This window comes from Streptococcus sp. 20925_1_24, from assembly GCF_041432335.1.
In the GTDB taxonomy this organism is placed as follows: domain Bacteria; phylum Bacillota; class Bacilli; order Lactobacillales; family Streptococcaceae; genus Streptococcus; species Streptococcus mitis_BM.
The window spans coordinates 13,628-29,751 of record NZ_JAPVZM010000002.1; the positions used below are offsets into that span (position 1 = coordinate 13,628).

Sequence of the window (16,124 nt, forward strand, 5' to 3'; positions counted from 1 at the left end):
TCATAAATCTACCCCTTCTTGCAGTCTCTTCTCTTAAAATCTTAGCGCCCAAAAGATTCCTATCCTAGCTTACTTGCCTAACTAATATATAAACATCGAAAAAGACTGGTTGCCCAGCCTTCCCCATCATTTTAGTCCTTTTTCAAACTTCCTGCACGAGTTTGAGTTCCTGCATAGGCAAGCAAGAGAAGAGTTCCTGCAATAGCTACAGATACACCATTAGCAATTCCCGCAACAATTCCTTGGGCAAATACTTTTTCTGCAGCTTCTTGATAAATCACAACATCTCCAAGTGGTGCCAAGACACCCCAAACAAGGGCATTTGCAAGTAGTTGAATGAGGTTAAAAATAAGAATATCTTTCCAGTCAAAGACACCATTGATCACGCGAACGTACTTTCTAAATAGCCCCACAGCTAGACCAAAGAGCCCACTAGCGATAATCCAAGTCCACCACAGACCGTAACCAGCAAGAGAGTCCTTGATTGCATGACCAATCACCCCGACAAGCAAACCGATAATCGGTCCAAAAATGATAGAAAGTAGCGCTTGTACCGCATACTGAAGTTGAATGCTTGTATTTGGAACAGGGGTCGGAATATTGATCATCCCGATGACGACAAAGAGGGCAGCGCCAATTCCGACAGCAACAACTTGTTTAATTGTAAATTTGATTTCCATACTATTTATTCTCCTATTTTATCCTTCTATTTTCTTTATTTCAATGGTCCAAGATGAACCGACACCTACATTATAAGCCTTGGCAAAGGAACCTTGGTTGATAGCCAGACCTAAACGATAGAGAGAGTTGATGTAAAGGATGGGTTGCCCAATTCTCACATCTGCAAATGATTTGCCATAGACAACCTGATTTTGATAGACCAGCATATCTGCATGATAGATAGTCACTTCAAAACGATCACCAAATTCTGGTCCCAGCTTGTAAAATTCTTCTCGCGTGATAGAGGTCCAAAGCGAACCAAAACGCACATCCAGAATATCAATAGCTCCCTTCACCAGATGATCTTCTATGATGGTCTCTACGACTGGAAGTTCCACAATCTGATCCACACTGAGCTCTGGTCCCACTTCCTCAAAAGTAATGTGACCGCTGGCTAGTTTAGCACCAGTATAAGCATAAACATCACGACCGTGGAAGGTATAAGAATGCTCTGTGTTTTGACGCCTATTAGCTACCTCAGAAATCTCACGAATAGCTACAATGCCAACGTGTTTCTTGATAAAAGAAAGCGTCCCATTGTCTGGCGTGACAATGTATTGATTTTTTGCAGTCTTGGCAACCACACTCTTACGTTTCGAGCCGACACCTGGATCGACCACCGATACAAATGTCGTTCCCTCAGGCCAGTAATCCACCGTCTGAAAGAGACGGTAACTCCCCTCAAAAATATTATAAGGCGTGATATCGTGCGTCAAATGATGAATTTTTAAGGTTGGAGACTCTTCTAAAGCCACTCCAATCATAGCCGATACCGCACCATCAACCAGACCAAAGTCTGATTGTAATACCAGTAAATTATTATTCATTTTATCTCCTTGTATATCCTTTATCATACCATATTTCAGAGAAAGGTGCTAATAGCTATTTCAATTGATTAGGGTATAGTTTTACCTTATAGCAAATTTCCTGCTAAAAACTCTGGTGATTAGCTAGTAGGTGCATTTTTTCTTGAAAAAAGGTATGATAGTTACATAATGAAGAAGTAGGTTTTATTATGAAAATTATCCTTGTCGGAGGGGGAAAAGTTGGTTTTGCCCTCTGTCGCTCCTTGGTTGCAGAAAAGCATGATGTTTTACTGATTGAACAAAACGAAGCTGTCCTCAATCATATTGTCAATCGCTTTGATATCATGGGTATCCTTGGTAACGGGGCCGATTTTACCATCCTTGAGCAAGCCAGTGTCCAGGATTGTGATATCTTTATCGCCCTGACTGAATACGATGAAGTGAACATGATTGCAGCCGTTCTAGCAAAAAAAATGGGAGCTAAAGAGACCATCGTTCGGGTGCGGAACCCTGAATATTCTAACTCTTATTTCAAGGAAAAGAATATCCTCGGTTTTTCTCTTATCGTTAATCCTGAGCTCCTGGCTGCCCGTGCTATTGCCAATATCATTGACTTCCCCAACGCCCTGTCTGTCGAACGCTTTGCTGGTGGACGGGTCAGCTTGATGGAATTCACTGTTAAATCCTCCAGTGGTCTTTGCCAAATGCCCATTTCTGATTTTCGGAAAAAATTCGGCAATGTCATTGTCTGTGCGATAGAGAGGGATCATCAAATTATCATTCCAAGTGGCGACATGACTGTACAGGATAAAGATAGAATCTTTGTCACTGGTAACCGTGTTGACATGATGCTCTTCCATAATTATTTCAAGTCTCGTGCCGTGAAAAGTCTTCTTATTGTTGGAGCTGGTAGAATTGCCTATTATCTACTAGGTATCCTCCAAGACAGTCGTATCGATACCAAGGTTATTGAAATCAATCCTGAAATCGCCAGCTTCTTTAGCGAGAAATTCCCAAATCTCTATATCGTTCAAGGAGATGGTACCGCAAAAGATATCCTGCTGGAAGAAAGTGCTCAAAACTATGATGCCGTTGCGACTCTAACAGGAGTCGATGAGGAAAATCTGATTACCTCTATGTTCCTTGACAGGGTAGGTGTACAAAAAAATATCACCAAGGTCAATCGTACCAGTCTCCTCGAGATTATCAATGCGCCTGATTTTTCAAGTATCATCACACCTAAAAGCATCGCTGTAGATACAATCATGCACTTTATTCGTGGTCGGGTTAATGCCCAGTATTCAGACCTTCAAGCCATGCACCATCTAGCCAATGGCCAAATCGAAACCCTGCAATTCCATATCAAGGAAGCTAATAAGATGACTGCCAAACCTCTTTCTCAACTCAAACTGAAAAAAGGGGTTCTTATTGCGGCCATCATTCGAAAGGGCAAGACTATTTTCCCAACTGGAGAGGATATGCTGGAAGTTGGAGACAAGCTCCTTGTAACAACTTTGTTGCCAAACATCACTAAGATTTATGACTTGATCGCGAGGTAAGAAATGAATAAAAGTATGATTCGTTACCTCCTTTCAAAGTTACTTTTGATTGAAGCTGTTCTTCTTTTGGTTCCTGTGGCTGTTGCTATCTATTACCGTGAATCGAGTCAAGTCTTTACAGCCCTCTTTTCGACCATAGGGATTCTCGTATTACTAGGCGGTTCAGGAATTTTACAAAAGCCCAAAAATCAACGGATTTATGCCAAGGAGGGAGTCTTGATTGTTGCCCTCTGTTGGATCCTTTGGTCTTCCTTTGGTGGTCTCCCCTTTGTTTTTGCTGGGCAAATTCCCAGCGTTATTGATGCCTTTTTTGAGATTAGTTCTGGCTTTACAACTACCGGAGCCACTATTCTGAACGACGTTTCAGTTCTCAGCCGTTCCCTCCTCTTCTGGCGAAGTTTTACCCACTTGATTGGAGGGATGGGAGTGCTTGTTTTTGCACTTGCTATTATGGACAATGCCAAAAATAGCCACCTAGAAGTGATGAAGGCTGAGGTTCCTGGTCCCGTCTTTGGTAAGGTTGTATCCAAACTCAAAAATACTGCCCAGATTCTCTATCTCCTCTATCTGGCTCTCTTCTCCCTCTTTGTCATCATCTATTATCTGGCTGGCATGCCCCTATTTGATAGTTTTGTCATTGCCATGGGTACTGCGGGTACAGGGGGTTTTACCGTCTATAACGATGGAATTGCTCACTATGGCAGCTCACTGATTACCTATCTAGTTAGTATAGGAGTTCTGGTTTTTGGAGTAAATTTCAACCTCTACTACTACCTCATGCTCCGTCGCGTCAAGGCCTTCTTTGGAGATGAAGAACTTCGAGCTTACTTGGTCATTGTTCTGGTTTCTACAGGCTTGATTAGCCTTAATACTCTCTACCTCTACCCGGGATTTTCAAAGAGTTTTGAAATGGCCTTCTTCCAAGTTTCCAATATCATTACGACAACTGGTTTTGGTTACGGAGATATTACCAACTGGCCCCTCTTCTCCCAGTTTATCCTTCTCCTCCTCATGGGAATTGGTGGTTCTGCTGGATCAACCGCAGGTGGACTCAAGGTTATTCGAGGCCTTATCCTTTCAAAAATTGCCAAAAACCAAATTTTGTCAATCCTATCGCCCCACCGTGTTTTGACTCTCCATGTTAATAAAACAGTGATTGACAAAGATACCCAGCATAAGATTCTCAAGTACTTTGTCATCTATTCAATGATTTTGCTAGCGCTTATCTTTATTGTCAGCCTCGATAGCAATGATTTCCTGGTCGTTACCAGCGCTGTCTTTAGCTGTTTCAATAATATCGGACCTATTCTAGGAACGACATCTAGTTTCTCAATCTTTAGCCCTATCTCAAAAATTCTCCTCTCCTTTGCTATGATTGCAGGTCGTTTGGAGATATACCCAATCCTCCTTCTCTTTATGAAGAGAACCTGGTCTAAGAGATAAAATGCAACCACACCTTGTTTCCTTACAAAGTGTGGTATTTTTATTTTTAATTATTTCCTCAACTCAACCAACTCTTTTTAACCAAGTACGACACCTCAGAGAATGACTTAAAATATTTAATACTCAAGGAAAATCAAAGAGAAAACTAGGAAGCTAGCCACAGATTGCTCAAAGCACCACTTTGAGGTTGCAGATAAAGCTGACGTGGTTTGAAGAAATTTTCGAAGAGTATCAGAACCCAAAAACAACCCTCAGTCGTTTGACCGAGGGTTCCTTTTCATTATTTAAGAACTTGATTAGCTCAATGCGTCATCCATTGAAAGAACTTCGTGGAAGACACGTTGTGTCAATTCAGTTTTTTGTTCTGGAGTGAGGTATTTAGTGTTTACACAGTATCCAGAGATACGTACGATAACGTCTTCACCTGACATGATCTTTTCGTAAACATCGTTCAAGTCCATAACGTTCAAGTTAACGTGTTGTCCACCGTTTTCAAAGTAACCATCAAGGATTGTTACCAAGTTATCAACTTGTTCGTCACGAGTCTTACCAAGAGCGCGAGGTGATACTTGTGTAGTCAATGAGATACCATCAGCTGCATAACTAAAGTCAAGGCTAGAAAGTGAGTTCAAGTTTTGCAACCAACCACCTTTAGCTTTGTTAGATGGGTTAGCACCTGGTGAGAAGAATTCAAGTTTAGACAAGTTCACAGAACCATCTTCGTTGAGGTATACACCTTTGTGGACTGGTGAGTTACCAGTTTGTTTAGAGTAAGCAACGTTAGATGTGATAGTCAAAAGTGATACTGTAGCTTCAGCGTCTTTGTAAAGTTTGTGGCTACGTAGACGAGTTGTGTAAGCTTCGATCAACCATTCTGCCAATTCGTTTGAACGTGGGTCATCTTCACCCCAACGTGGGTATTCACCGATTGTTTCGTAATCGTAGATGTAGCCATTTTCGTCACGGATTGGTTTAACTGTAGCGTATTTGATAGCTGACAATGTATCAACAGTGTTAGCAAATCCACAGATACCGAATCCCATGTTTGCACGTTGTTTAGTTGGCAAGAAGGCCATTTGAACAGCTTCATAGTTGTACTTATCAGTCATGTAGTGGATGATATTCAAAGCATCTACATAAGTGTCAGTCAACCAGTCAAGAGATTTTTCAAAGTTAGCTTTAACTGATTCGAATTCAAGAACTTCGTCACGGATTGGTTCGATGTCAAATACTTTGTAGTCTTTGTGAACATCGTCGTAACCACCGTTCAAACCAGTAAGAAGGGCTTTCAATACGTTTACACGCGCACCGAAGTACTGGATGTTGTGGCGTTGTTCTTCATTTTCTGGGTCAAGTGGAGACACACAGCATGAGATACAGCTCATTTCACCATATCCGTCTTTAGCCATTGTTGTCACACCTTCGTATTGGATAGAAGAGTGTTTGTGACTCATGTGCATACAGTAGCGACGGAAGTTGTATGGCAATTTGTCAGTCCAAAGAACTGTCAAGTTTGGTTCTGGTGAGTTACCGATGTTATCAAGAGTGTTCAAGAAACGGTAGTCCATCTTAGTAACACGGTGACGACCGTCGTTACCCATACCAGCCATAGAAGTTGTGATGAAAGTTGGGTCACCTGAGTACAATTGGTCGTAAGCTTTTGTACGAGCAAATTTAACTGTACGAAGTTTCATAACAAAATCATCAACGAATTCTTGGATTTCTGATTCAGTAAATGTACCACGAGCAAGGTCACGTTCTGCAAAGATGTCCAATACGATTGGCACACGACCTAGAGATGTAGCAGCACCGTTGATAACACGGCAGACAGACATGAAAGCGATATTAACCCATTGGATAGCTTCTTTAACGTTCATCGCTGGTTTGCGAACATCAACTCCGTAAAGGTCACCCAAGCGAACAACTTGTTGCAATGCTTGGTATTGAAGGTTGATTTCTTCACGAAGACGGATTGTTTCTTCATCGATTTCTTCGATTGCATTCCAGTCGTTTACTTTTTCTTGCATCAAGTAGTCTGCACCGTAAAGAGCAAGACGTGCGTAAACACCGATGATACGTCCGCGTGAGTATGCATCTGGAAGACCAGTTACAGTGTGAGCGTGACGAGCGCGACGGATGTTTGAAGTGTAAGCACGGAAGATACCGTCGTTAACTGTTGTTACGTATTTAGTAAAGATTTCGTGAACAGCTGGATCTGGTTCGTATCCATTTTCTTTCAAAGTAGTTTCAGCCATACGGATACCACCTTTTGGCATGAAATTCAATTTGAAGAGTTCATCGTTTTGGATACCGAAGATAACTTCATTTTCTTTATCGATAAATCCTGCTGGAATGTCAGCAATAGATGTTGGACGAGTGTCCATTGGGAAACGAGTTTCTTCGTAGTGTGCCTTAGTTTCTTCTACAATTTTTTTGATGTGAAGTGAACGTTCTGTTGGTCCTGCAAGGAAGCTTTCGTCTCCATCGTAAGGTGTGTAGTTAGCTTGTACAAAGCGTGATACACTTGCTTTTTCTTTCCAATCTACGCCTTTGAAGCCTTCCCAAGCTTTGTCAAAAATATCTTGTGCTTCAACAACTGTCTTAACAACCATGTTAATGTCCTCTTTTTTCTTTCTAGTAACAGCCATCTGTTACATTCATGAGATAAGTATACCATACAGTAATCGTTTTCAACAAGTGGTAAATCCCTATTTTTACACTTTCTTTTCTAAAACAGTCTGCGTTTTATCCCAAACTGTAGTATATTTTTGAAAAAATAAAGTCCTTTTTTCTTTTTTTCAGAAAAAAGGGTATAATAAAAGAAAATAAGCGGTAAAAAGGGGGCTAGGCATGTTGATTTTTCCTTTGTTAAATGATTTGTCAAGAAAAATCATCCATATTGACATGGATGCCTTTTTTGCTGCGGTGGAAATCAGAGATAATCCTAAACTCAGAGGAAAACCTGTCATTATCGGAAGCGATCCTCGGCAAACAGGTGGGCGGGGAGTCGTTTCTACCTGTAGCTATGAGGCACGAGCTTTTGGTGTCCATTCTGCCATGAGTTCCAAGGAAGCTTATGAACGATGTCCCCAGGCCGTCTTTATATCAGGAAATTATGAGAAATACAAGTCTGTGGGACTCCAGATTCGAGCTATCTTTAAGCGTTATACAGATTTGATTGAACCCATGAGCATTGACGAAGCCTATTTGGATGTGACAGAAAATAAACTCGGTATCAAGTCAGCGGTCAAAATCGCCCGCCTCATTCAAGAGGATATCTGGCAAGAACTCCATCTAACTGCTTCTGCTGGCGTTTCCTACAACAAATTCTTAGCTAAAATGGCCAGTGATTATCAAAAGCCACATGGTCTGACAGTGATTCTACCTGACCAAGCTGAGGATTTTCTAAAACAAATGGATATTTCCAAGTTTCATGGAGTAGGAAAGAAGACAGTAGAACGTCTTCATCAAATGGGGATTTTTACTGGCGCTGACCTACTTGAAGTTCCTGAAGTGACTCTGATAGACCGTTTTGGTAGACTGGGTTATGACCTTTATCGAAAGGCTCGTGGCATCCACAATTCCCCAGTCAAATCCAATCGCATCCGTAAGTCAATCGGTAAGGAGAAAACCTATGGGAAGATTCTCCGTGCTGAGGAAGACATCAAAAAAGAGCTGACTCTCCTATCAGAAAGAGTCGCTCTCAATCTACATCAACAAGAAAAAGCCGGAAAAATTGTCATTTTAAAAATCCGCTACGAGGACTTTTCAACTCTCACTAAACGAAAAAGTCTAGCTCAAAAAACACAGGATGCTAGCCAGATAAGCCAAATAGCCCTGCAACTCTATGAAGAGTTAAGCGAGAAAGAAAGAGGTGTCCGCCTGCTAGGGATTACCGTGACTGGATTTTAAAACCTTGAAGAGCTGTCCCTTCAAGGTTTTTCTTATACAAATAAACGGACAAAACTGTAAAGTAGCAAAACACTACCAAGCACGATGCGGTATTTACCAAAAAGGGTAAAATCGTGTTTTTTCACATAGCTGGTCAAAAAGCGAATAGCCACCATACTAACTGCAAAAGCTACTCCCATCGCAACCAAGAGCAAGAACAATTGCCCAAAACTCAAGAGCTGTCCTGCTTTCACAAATTTGAAAATCTTTAAGGCACTAGCTCCAAACATAACAGGAATTCCAAGATAGAAGGTAAATTCTGTCACAACTGAACGACTGGTTCCATTCAACAAACCACCGACAATCGTTGCACCAGAACGACTGGTTCCTGGTAAAAGGGCAAGAACTTGGAAGAGTCCGATATAGAAAGCTGTCGTATAAGGAAGCTTGTCCAACTCTGTTACACTTGGCTCGATAGCACGCGCTTTGTTTCGCTTTTCCAAATAGATAAAGGCAATCCCATAGATAATCAACATAAGAGCAACAGAAACCATGTTATGGAAGTGGGTATCAAACCAATCATCAAACTTAAAGACGGCAAGTAAAGGCAAAGTTGCAACCAAGACCTTCAACCACAGTCTCCAAGTCTTACGAACTTCCTGCTTATCCTTAGTCGGTTTGAAAGGATTGAGCTTGTTAAAGTAAATCACCATAACCGCTAAAATCGCACCAAGTTGAATTACAACATTAAACATAGACATAAAGGCTTCATTCTGATTTTGGTATTGGATAAATTCCTCTGCTAAAATCAAGTGACCTGTACTGGAAATCGGCAACCATTCCGTAATTCCTTCAACAATCCCGAAGAAGATAGATTTTAAAATTTCAATAAGATACATAGATTACTCCTTTTTCTATCTTCCATTATAGCATATTTTTTCAGCCAGTGATAGCTCTCTTTAAAAGGCACCGATACTGCCACCGCCTCCGCCTCCAGAGAAGCCTCCGCCAGAACTTCCACTTCCAGAAGATACGGAGTAAGTACTTGCTGTATTTGCGACACTGGCATAATGACTCATTTGCGCGCTTGAATGATAAAACATACTATGCCAACCATAAGCTACATATAGATTGATATCTGGATTTTCCACTTGGATATGATGAACCTTCATCAAACGGCTGACCTTGTCCGCATAGCCAAATAAGGTCGCATAGACCAAGAGGCGATTCCAGACCACAATACTTTCCAATTCAGCCTGATCCAATCGTGCAATCTCACGCAACATATTTTCAAAACTGGTCCAGAGATAGTATACTTCTGCTCCTGCTTCATTTAGGACACCATCACGATTATCTAGCCGAAGCTTCCAATAATAGAAAACAGCCAAAACTAAACCTAGAAAACCAAGTATTGGCAAGGGGATGTAAAGATAGCCATAAACATCCAAACTGTACAAGAACAAACCAAATCCAATAAATAGGGGCAAGATAGTGGAAAGTCCCATACCCACTTGCAAGGCCTTTTCCCCACCAGTTAAAGGACGATAGTAATCCGGAAGCCCCCAGAAGGTAACCCGATTTCTCACTCCTTCTTGCATCTCTTTCAATACTTCTTCAAAAGAAGATTTGAGCTGACGCCCCTTTGCTTGAATCCGTTTTTCATCAGAGACTTTTGCTCTACGATAAAGACTATCAGATACCTTGTAATCCGCAAACAAATTGGAAAGAGTTTCTTCTTTTTTACCTGAAAAAGCCAGATTTAGACAGTCTTTCTCAAAGCTTGACAAACCATCTTCTTTTACTAGCCTCAAACCAACTGCATCTCCTTCTGAAATAATAGATACATTCCCACGGTCTATCACATCTAGCAAGGTAGCTTGAATAAGTTGGTCAAAGGTGAATTTTCCAGCTCCTTTAGTTAGAGGACTCACTTCCTCCAAGGAGGTCGAGTAGACAGCCTCTGATAAAACCATAGGCTCTAATTCCATTGGTGGTTCATAGAGACGATGATTTTTGGCATATTTGACGGAAGGAGTGGTCTTTCTTCTATAGATGAAATAGAAGCAGATGCTCAATAACAGAGAGATAGAAAGTATCGAAGGGAAGACCCACGTAAGGAGTTGTTTACTTTGCTCTTTGTCTTTAACAATCGAGTCTTCTATCTTATTAAACTCTTCTAAACGATTCCCTTTCAATCCCTGATCCGTAGCATTAGCAAAATCGGTCCGAGGCCAGTAGGCATGCAATTCAACTCCACGCTTAGCTGGAAGATTGTCTAAACGGATAGTATAATCAAGATTACTCTTTTCAACCGTTCCCTCTCTAAAAAGTTTCCCTGTATGGAAAAAGAGTTTTTCAGCCCCCTTGTCTCCCATTACATGAAATTCAAACTTTCCAATAGTTCCTGAACTATCTGTCAGAGGTTGCCAATTTAATTCAGCGATGTCATCATATAGAAAAAGCAAATTTTTTAAATTCCATGTGAGGTCAACTTCAACTATGTCACCCTCCTGACCTGAATTGTAGACTTTCACAGTATAACCATTCGCCTCTTCTGTCACTTCGCTAGTAACGTCTGTCAGTTCAGCACCGTTTTTCGCAGCCTGAACCTTTGGATGAGGATCAATGTCAAATCCACTAGGCATCTTGCCAGCACGTCCAAGTCCCACGATTTGGCCCTTAAAGTCCTCCTCAAACTGGTAAACTATCTTCTGTCTAAATTCTGCCGTATTGTCTGCATGAATATACAAATCCCCTTGGTAAGAGTTTATCTTGAAATCAATGGCAAAAACAGAGAGTGGCAGAAGGCAAAACAAGCCTAACACCAGTAAGAAAAAAGTTTTTTTCATCAACTAAGCCCCCTTTTTATCTTTGCTATCATTATATCATTTTTTCTCAAGTAAGGGCTTACCTATATTGAAAAATAGAGTTTTTTTCGATAAAATAGGAGACAGTTATTTTTTAATAGATTAGAAATAGGAGAAATCATGAGAAAAATATACTTATCTATTTTCACAAGTCTCTTGCTGATGCTGGGACTTGTCAATGTTGCTCAAGCTGATGAATATTTACGCATCGGGATGGAAGCAGCATATGCTCCCTTTAACTGGACTCAGGATGATGATAGCAATGGGGCTGTCAAAATCGATGGGACTAATCAGTATGCTAACGGATACGATGTTCAAATCGCCAAGAAAATCGCTAAGGACTTAGGTAAAGAACCTTTGGTTGTTAAAACAAAGTGGGAAGGTCTAGTTCCTGCCCTCACTTCTGGTAAGATTGACATGATTATCGCAGGTATGAGTCCAACTGCCGAGCGCAAACAAGAAATTGCCTTTTCAAGCAGTTACTACACTAGCGAACCAGTTTTGCTTGTCAAAAAAGATTCTGCCTACGCAAATGCAAAATCTTTGGATGACTTTAACGGTGCGAAAATCACTTCTCAACAAGGTGTCTACCTTTACGATTTGATTGCACAAATCCCAGGTGCTAAAAAAGAAACAGCCATGGGAGACTTCGCTCAAATGCGCCAAGCACTTGAGGCTGGTGTTATCGATGCTTATGTTTCTGAACGACCAGAAGCTCTGACTGCTGAAGCTGCTAACTCTAAGTTTAAAATGGTTCAAGTAGAGCCAGGTTTTAAAACTGGAGAAGAAGATACGGCTATCGCCATTGGACTTCGTAAAGATGATAATCGTATTAGCCAAATCAATGCCAGCATTGAAACCATTTCAAAAGACGATCAAGTTGCCTTGATGGATCGTATGATCAAGGAACAACCTGCCGAAGCTACAACAACTGAAGAGACTAGCAGTAGTTTCTTTAGCCAAGTCGCTAAAATTCTTTCTGAAAACTGGCAACAACTCTTGCGTGGTGCTGGTATCACTCTTTTAATCTCTATCGTCGGAACCATCATAGGTCTCATTATCGGCCTTGCCATTGGTGTTTTCCGTACTGCTCCTCTCTCTGAAAACAAAGTCATTTACGGCCTACAAAAACTAGTCGGCTGGATCCTCAACGTCTACATTGAAATTTTCCGTGGTACGCCAATGATCGTTCAATCGATGGTTATCTACTATGGAACTGCCCAAGCTTTCGGTATCAACCTTGACCGTACACTAGCTGCTATCTTCATCGTTTCAATCAATACCGGTGCCTACATGACTGAAATCGTCCGTGGTGGTATCCTGGCAGTTGACAAGGGACAATTTGAAGCTGCGACTGCTCTTGGTATGACTCATAACCAAACCATGCGTAAGATTGTCCTACCTCAGGTTATCCGCAATATCCTACCAGCAACTGGTAATGAATTTGTCATCAATATCAAAGATACATCTGTATTGAACGTTATCTCAGTTGTCGAACTTTATTTCTCAGGAAACACCGTGGCAACTCAAACCTATCAATACTTCCAGACATTTACAATCATCGCCGTGATTTACTTTGTCCTCACCTTCACCGTAACACGTATCCTACGCTTCATCGAGCGCCGAATGGACATGGATACCTATACTACAGGTGCTAACCAAATGCAAACGGAGGATTTGAAATAATGACACAAGCAATCCTTGAAATTAAACACCTCAAAAAATCCTATGGCCAAAACGAAGTGCTAAAAGACATTTCTCTCACTGTCCACAAGGGAGAGGTTATCTCTATCATTGGAAGCTCTGGAAGCGGGAAATCGACCTTCCTACGCTCCATTAACCTACTTGAAACGCCAACTGATGGACAAATCCTTTATCATGGACAAAACGTCCTCGAAAAAGGCTATGACCTCACGCAATACCGTGAAAAGTTGGGAATGGTGTTCCAATCCTTTAACCTCTTTGAAAATCTCAACGTTCTTGAAAATACAATCGTCGCTCAGACAACTGTCCTTAAACGCGAACGTACAGAAGCTGAAAAAATTGCTAAAGAAAACCTGGAAAAGGTCGGCATGGGAGAACGCTACTGGCAAGCGAAACCAAAACAACTCTCAGGTGGTCAAAAACAACGTGTGGCCATCGCTCGTGCCCTTTCAATGAATCCGGACGCTATTCTCTTTGATGAACCAACATCAGCTCTCGATCCAGAAATGGTTGGAGAGGTCCTCAAAATCATGCAGGATCTGGCTCAAGAAGGCTTGACTATGATTGTCGTAACTCATGAAATGGAATTTGCCCGTGATGTCTCTCACCGTGTTATCTTCATGGATAAGGGTGTAATCGCTGAAGAAGGCAAGCCAGAAGACCTCTTCACCAATCCTAAAGAAGACCGTACAAAAGAGTTCCTTCAACGCTATCTCAAATAAAAAGAAAAGGCTGCATCAATCGTGCAGTCTTTTTGCTGTCCTCAAAATGAAAAGGCAGACCCAATTCAAGAATCCGCCATTATCCAAAGATTAATCTTCAAATTTTTCATGATTTTTTTCATAGAAATCAATTAAACCTAGAGCTGTTTCAAATGAAATATTTTTTACTTTTGCACGACCCTGCGCTAGAGCAATGATAGACATTTCACGCGCATTCGTTTCTTTAGAGATACGGTAGCCTGTGATTTTCTTATCACGAACCCAGCCAACAACTGATTCTACTTTTTCAAAGTTTGACTTAGCCATGTCCTTCTCCTATTTTCTTCTTTACGATATATTATTCTATACGTTTTTATGTCTTTTGTCAATAAAAAAACATATATTCAATAAAACAAATGATTTAGTTTTTTCTTACTTCTTTTTTAAAGCCGATAATATATAGGTTTTTAGTTGCTATAACCCATTAGTAAGCGCCCCGAAAACAATTGAATTATTAAACTTTAAACTTGTAAAAATATTCATGTATACTGAATGCCAGTTTCTCAATAGGATAGACAGGATTTACTATTTCATTCTATATATTCCTTTTAAATCAACAAGTCCACTAAAGATAGTCTTTCACTCCACACTATCTCTAAACCATTCCGTTTTTCTTTCTCCTTCTTTGGTTCCTTTCCTGTCCTTATCTATATCTTATTCGTTTTACAACCGGTACTACTTACTTTGTCCAATCTTTCACCTTCTGATTACATACCCGCTTCCCAGCTAGTCATTTGAAAACAGCAGCACTTGCCATTTCATGTCTAGCACTATTGTTTATCTCACGAGTTTTTTCAGCCGACTCACCTAACAACCATCTCATAAACATTGATTATTTTTTCTGATTCCTATTATATTTAGAGAAATTTCAAATTAGAGATCTATACAATTGGGGATTTCAAAAAATTTCCTTATATAGTAAGTAATTCTGGCGCCTTAATATAAACAGAATCAAAAATAATAGGTGCTATAGTGAGTTGTAGTAGAAATAGCACGATAGATTTCCTAAGTCCATAGGAATCGCCCCCTTTCTTCACCCTCATTATAACACCTATACATCAGTTGTGCAAATAATATGATATTTTTTTATTAGTCCTCAGACAAGCATATTATAGAGCGTTTCATTCCCATTTAAGTTAATATAAGCTGGATCAAAACCTTCCATTCGACGAATCAATCCTGCATAATCATGCTTATCTGCTAAAGCGATCCCAATTAATACTGGGCCTGTCCCCTTGCTAGCTCGTTTAATATACTCAAAACGTGTGATATCATCATTTGGCCCCAAGATATCATTTACAAACTCACGCAAAGCTCCTGGACGCTGTGGAAAATTAACCACAAAGTAATGCTTGATCCCATCATAAATCAAGGCACGTTCTTCCATTTCTGGCATACGGTTGATATCATTATTTCCTCCAGAAATGATACAACAAATGGTTTTCCCCTTGATATATTCAGCTAAAACTTCTAAAGAGGCGATACTAGCCGCTCCAGCAGGTTCTGCGACAATCCCTTGCTTAGAGTAGAGGTCAATCAAGGTTTCAGAAATCAATCCCTCATCGACACCTACCAAAGTTTGAACATGTTGACGAGTTGCCTCATAGGTCAATTGACCTACCTTTTGTACAGCAATCCCATCCGCAAATTTGTCAATTTCTTTGAGTTTGACTGGACCACCAGCTTCAAAAGCAGCCTTCATAGAACGCGCTCCATTCGCCTCTACCCCAATGACTTCAATTTCTGGACTTGTTTCCTTGATATAGGTAGAAACCCCGGCAATGAGACCGCCACCACCAACAGGGACCAAGACAGCATCAAAATCAATCGATTCTTTTCGAGCTTCTTCTAAAATCTCATAAGCAACTGTCCCTTGACCAGCTTGAACATGAGCATCATCAAAGGGATCAATAAAGGTACGATTTTCAGAAACTGTAAATTCTTGAGCTGCTTTAGCTGAGGCATCAAAGGTATCTCCAACTAGTCTAATGGTTACGAAGTCCCCACCAAAAAAGCGAACTTGACCAATCTTTTGTTGCGGAGTAGTAATGGGCATAAAGATAGTAGCAGGAATTTTCATCTCATTACAAGTATAGGCAACTCCCTGCGCATGATTCCCCGCAGAGGCACAGACTACCCCACGCTCACGTTCTTCCTTGCTGAGTTGGGAAATGGCATAATAAGCACCACGAATTTTAAAAGAACGAACACGCTGGGCATTTTCCTTTTTCAAATAAATCTTAGCACCATACTTCTCCGATAAATAATGGTCATAATCAAGCGGTGTATTAACGACCACACCATTCAAGACCTTATGAGCCTTGATTATATCTTTTGAACTTAACATCATTTTCTCCTAGACTATTTCATACT

12 protein-coding genes are annotated in these 16,124 nt (G+C 40.7%); 5 read left to right on the forward strand and 7 right to left on the reverse strand.

Going from position 1 to position 16,124, the window contains the following annotated elements:
• Positions 1 to 131: 131 nt before the first annotated feature.
• The gene (locus tag O3650_RS01420) at positions 132 to 680 is read right to left on the reverse strand and encodes an ECF-type riboflavin transporter substrate-binding protein (RefSeq protein ID WP_101785455.1); all 549 of its coding nucleotides are present in this window, start codon (positions 678 to 680) and stop codon (positions 132 to 134) included.
• Positions 681 to 698: 18 nt separating this feature from the next.
• A complete protein-coding gene (locus tag O3650_RS01425; RefSeq protein ID WP_101785457.1) occupies positions 699 to 1,547 on the reverse strand; it encodes an S-adenosyl-l-methionine hydroxide adenosyltransferase family protein in 849 nt (282 codons plus the stop codon).
• Between the two features lie 188 nt (positions 1,548 to 1,735).
• On the opposite strand from O3650_RS01425, the gene trkA reads away from it, so the two are divergent.
• Positions 1,736 to 3,085 (forward strand): Trk system potassium transporter TrkA, encoded by a 1,350-nt coding sequence (gene trkA / locus O3650_RS01430; RefSeq protein WP_101785459.1) that lies wholly within the window; start codon positions 1,736 to 1,738, stop codon positions 3,083 to 3,085.
• A 3-nt stretch (positions 3,086 to 3,088) separates the two neighbouring features.
• A complete protein-coding gene (locus O3650_RS01435; protein WP_371491405.1) occupies positions 3,089 to 4,528 on the forward strand; it encodes a TrkH family potassium uptake protein in 1,440 nt (479 codons plus the stop codon).
• A gap of 296 nt (positions 4,529 to 4,824) precedes the next feature.
• Here the strand turns inward: O3650_RS01435 and pflB are convergent, their stop codons facing one another.
• On the reverse strand, positions 4,825 to 7,140 hold the full coding sequence (gene pflB, locus O3650_RS01440; RefSeq protein WP_049532477.1) for a formate C-acetyltransferase: 2,316 nt from the start codon (positions 7,138 to 7,140) through the stop codon (positions 4,825 to 4,827).
• A gap of 238 nt (positions 7,141 to 7,378) precedes the next feature.
• Here pflB and dinB point away from each other — a divergent pair, with 238 nt between their 5' ends.
• Positions 7,379 to 8,440 carry a DNA polymerase IV gene (gene dinB / locus O3650_RS01445; protein WP_371491407.1) on the forward strand — a complete coding sequence of 354 codons (1,062 nt, stop codon included), beginning with the start codon at positions 7,379 to 7,381 and terminating at the stop codon, positions 8,438 to 8,440.
• Positions 8,441 to 8,472: 32 nt separating this feature from the next.
• Here the strand turns inward: dinB and O3650_RS01450 are convergent, their stop codons facing one another.
• Positions 8,473 to 9,318, reverse strand: coding sequence for an undecaprenyl-diphosphate phosphatase (locus O3650_RS01450; protein ID WP_203175561.1), 846 nt, complete (start codon positions 9,316 to 9,318; stop codon positions 8,473 to 8,475).
• Between the two features lie 60 nt (positions 9,319 to 9,378).
• Positions 9,379 to 11,268: a DUF2207 domain-containing protein gene (locus tag O3650_RS01455; RefSeq protein ID WP_203175562.1), complete on the reverse strand. Its 1,890-nt coding sequence runs from the start codon at positions 11,266 to 11,268 to the stop codon at positions 9,379 to 9,381.
• 138 nt (positions 11,269 to 11,406) lie between these two features.
• Between O3650_RS01455 and O3650_RS01460 the strand changes: the two genes are divergently transcribed.
• Positions 11,407 to 12,972 (forward strand): ABC transporter substrate-binding protein/permease, encoded by a 1,566-nt coding sequence (locus O3650_RS01460; RefSeq protein WP_203175563.1) that lies wholly within the window; start codon positions 11,407 to 11,409, stop codon positions 12,970 to 12,972.
• On the forward strand, positions 12,972 to 13,712 hold the full coding sequence (locus tag O3650_RS01465) for an amino acid ABC transporter ATP-binding protein (protein ID WP_000189477.1): 741 nt from the start codon (positions 12,972 to 12,974) through the stop codon (positions 13,710 to 13,712). The genes O3650_RS01460 and O3650_RS01465 overlap by 1 nt, the downstream gene beginning before the upstream one ends.
• Before the next feature lie 90 nt (positions 13,713 to 13,802).
• Here the strand turns inward: O3650_RS01465 and O3650_RS01470 are convergent, their stop codons facing one another.
• Both O3650_RS01470 and ilvA read right to left on the reverse strand, forming a co-directional pair.
• Positions 13,803 to 14,018 (reverse strand): hypothetical protein, encoded by a 216-nt coding sequence (locus O3650_RS01470; RefSeq protein ID WP_001130036.1) that lies wholly within the window; start codon positions 14,016 to 14,018, stop codon positions 13,803 to 13,805.
• A gap of 829 nt (positions 14,019 to 14,847) precedes the next feature.
• Positions 14,848 to 16,098: a threonine ammonia-lyase IlvA gene (gene ilvA, locus O3650_RS01475; protein ID WP_371491411.1), complete on the reverse strand. Its 1,251-nt coding sequence runs from the start codon at positions 16,096 to 16,098 to the stop codon at positions 14,848 to 14,850.
• Positions 16,099 to 16,124 lie beyond the last annotated feature (26 nt).

What these genes read in the sequence shown, in the direction of transcription:
- O3650_RS01420 (WP_101785455.1), bottom strand. Translation starts at nt 680, where the DNA reads ATGGAAATCAAATTTACAATTAAACAAGTTGTTGCTGTCGGAATTGGC.
- O3650_RS01425 (WP_101785457.1), bottom strand. Translation starts at nt 1,547, where the DNA reads ATGAATAATAATTTACTGGTATTACAATCAGACTTTGGTCTGGTTGAT.
- trkA (WP_101785459.1), top strand. Translation starts at nt 1,736, where the DNA reads ATGAAAATTATCCTTGTCGGAGGGGGAAAAGTTGGTTTTGCCCTCTGT.
- O3650_RS01435 (WP_371491405.1), top strand. Translation starts at nt 3,089, where the DNA reads ATGAATAAAAGTATGATTCGTTACCTCCTTTCAAAGTTACTTTTGATT.
- pflB (WP_049532477.1), bottom strand. Translation starts at nt 7,140, where the DNA reads ATGGTTGTTAAGACAGTTGTTGAAGCACAAGATATTTTTGACAAAGCT.
- dinB (WP_371491407.1), top strand. Translation starts at nt 7,379, where the DNA reads ATGTTGATTTTTCCTTTGTTAAATGATTTGTCAAGAAAAATCATCCAT.
- O3650_RS01450 (WP_203175561.1), bottom strand. Translation starts at nt 9,318, where the DNA reads ATGTATCTTATTGAAATTTTAAAATCTATCTTCTTCGGGATTGTTGAA.
- O3650_RS01455 (WP_203175562.1), bottom strand. Translation starts at nt 11,268, where the DNA reads ATGAAAAAAACTTTTTTCTTACTGGTGTTAGGCTTGTTTTGCCTTCTG.
- O3650_RS01460 (WP_203175563.1), top strand. Translation starts at nt 11,407, where the DNA reads ATGAGAAAAATATACTTATCTATTTTCACAAGTCTCTTGCTGATGCTG.
- O3650_RS01465 (WP_000189477.1), top strand. Translation starts at nt 12,972, where the DNA reads ATGACACAAGCAATCCTTGAAATTAAACACCTCAAAAAATCCTATGGC.
- O3650_RS01470 (WP_001130036.1), bottom strand. Translation starts at nt 14,018, where the DNA reads ATGGCTAAGTCAAACTTTGAAAAAGTAGAATCAGTTGTTGGCTGGGTT.
- ilvA (WP_371491411.1), bottom strand. Translation starts at nt 16,098, where the DNA reads ATGTTAAGTTCAAAAGATATAATCAAGGCTCATAAGGTCTTGAATGGT.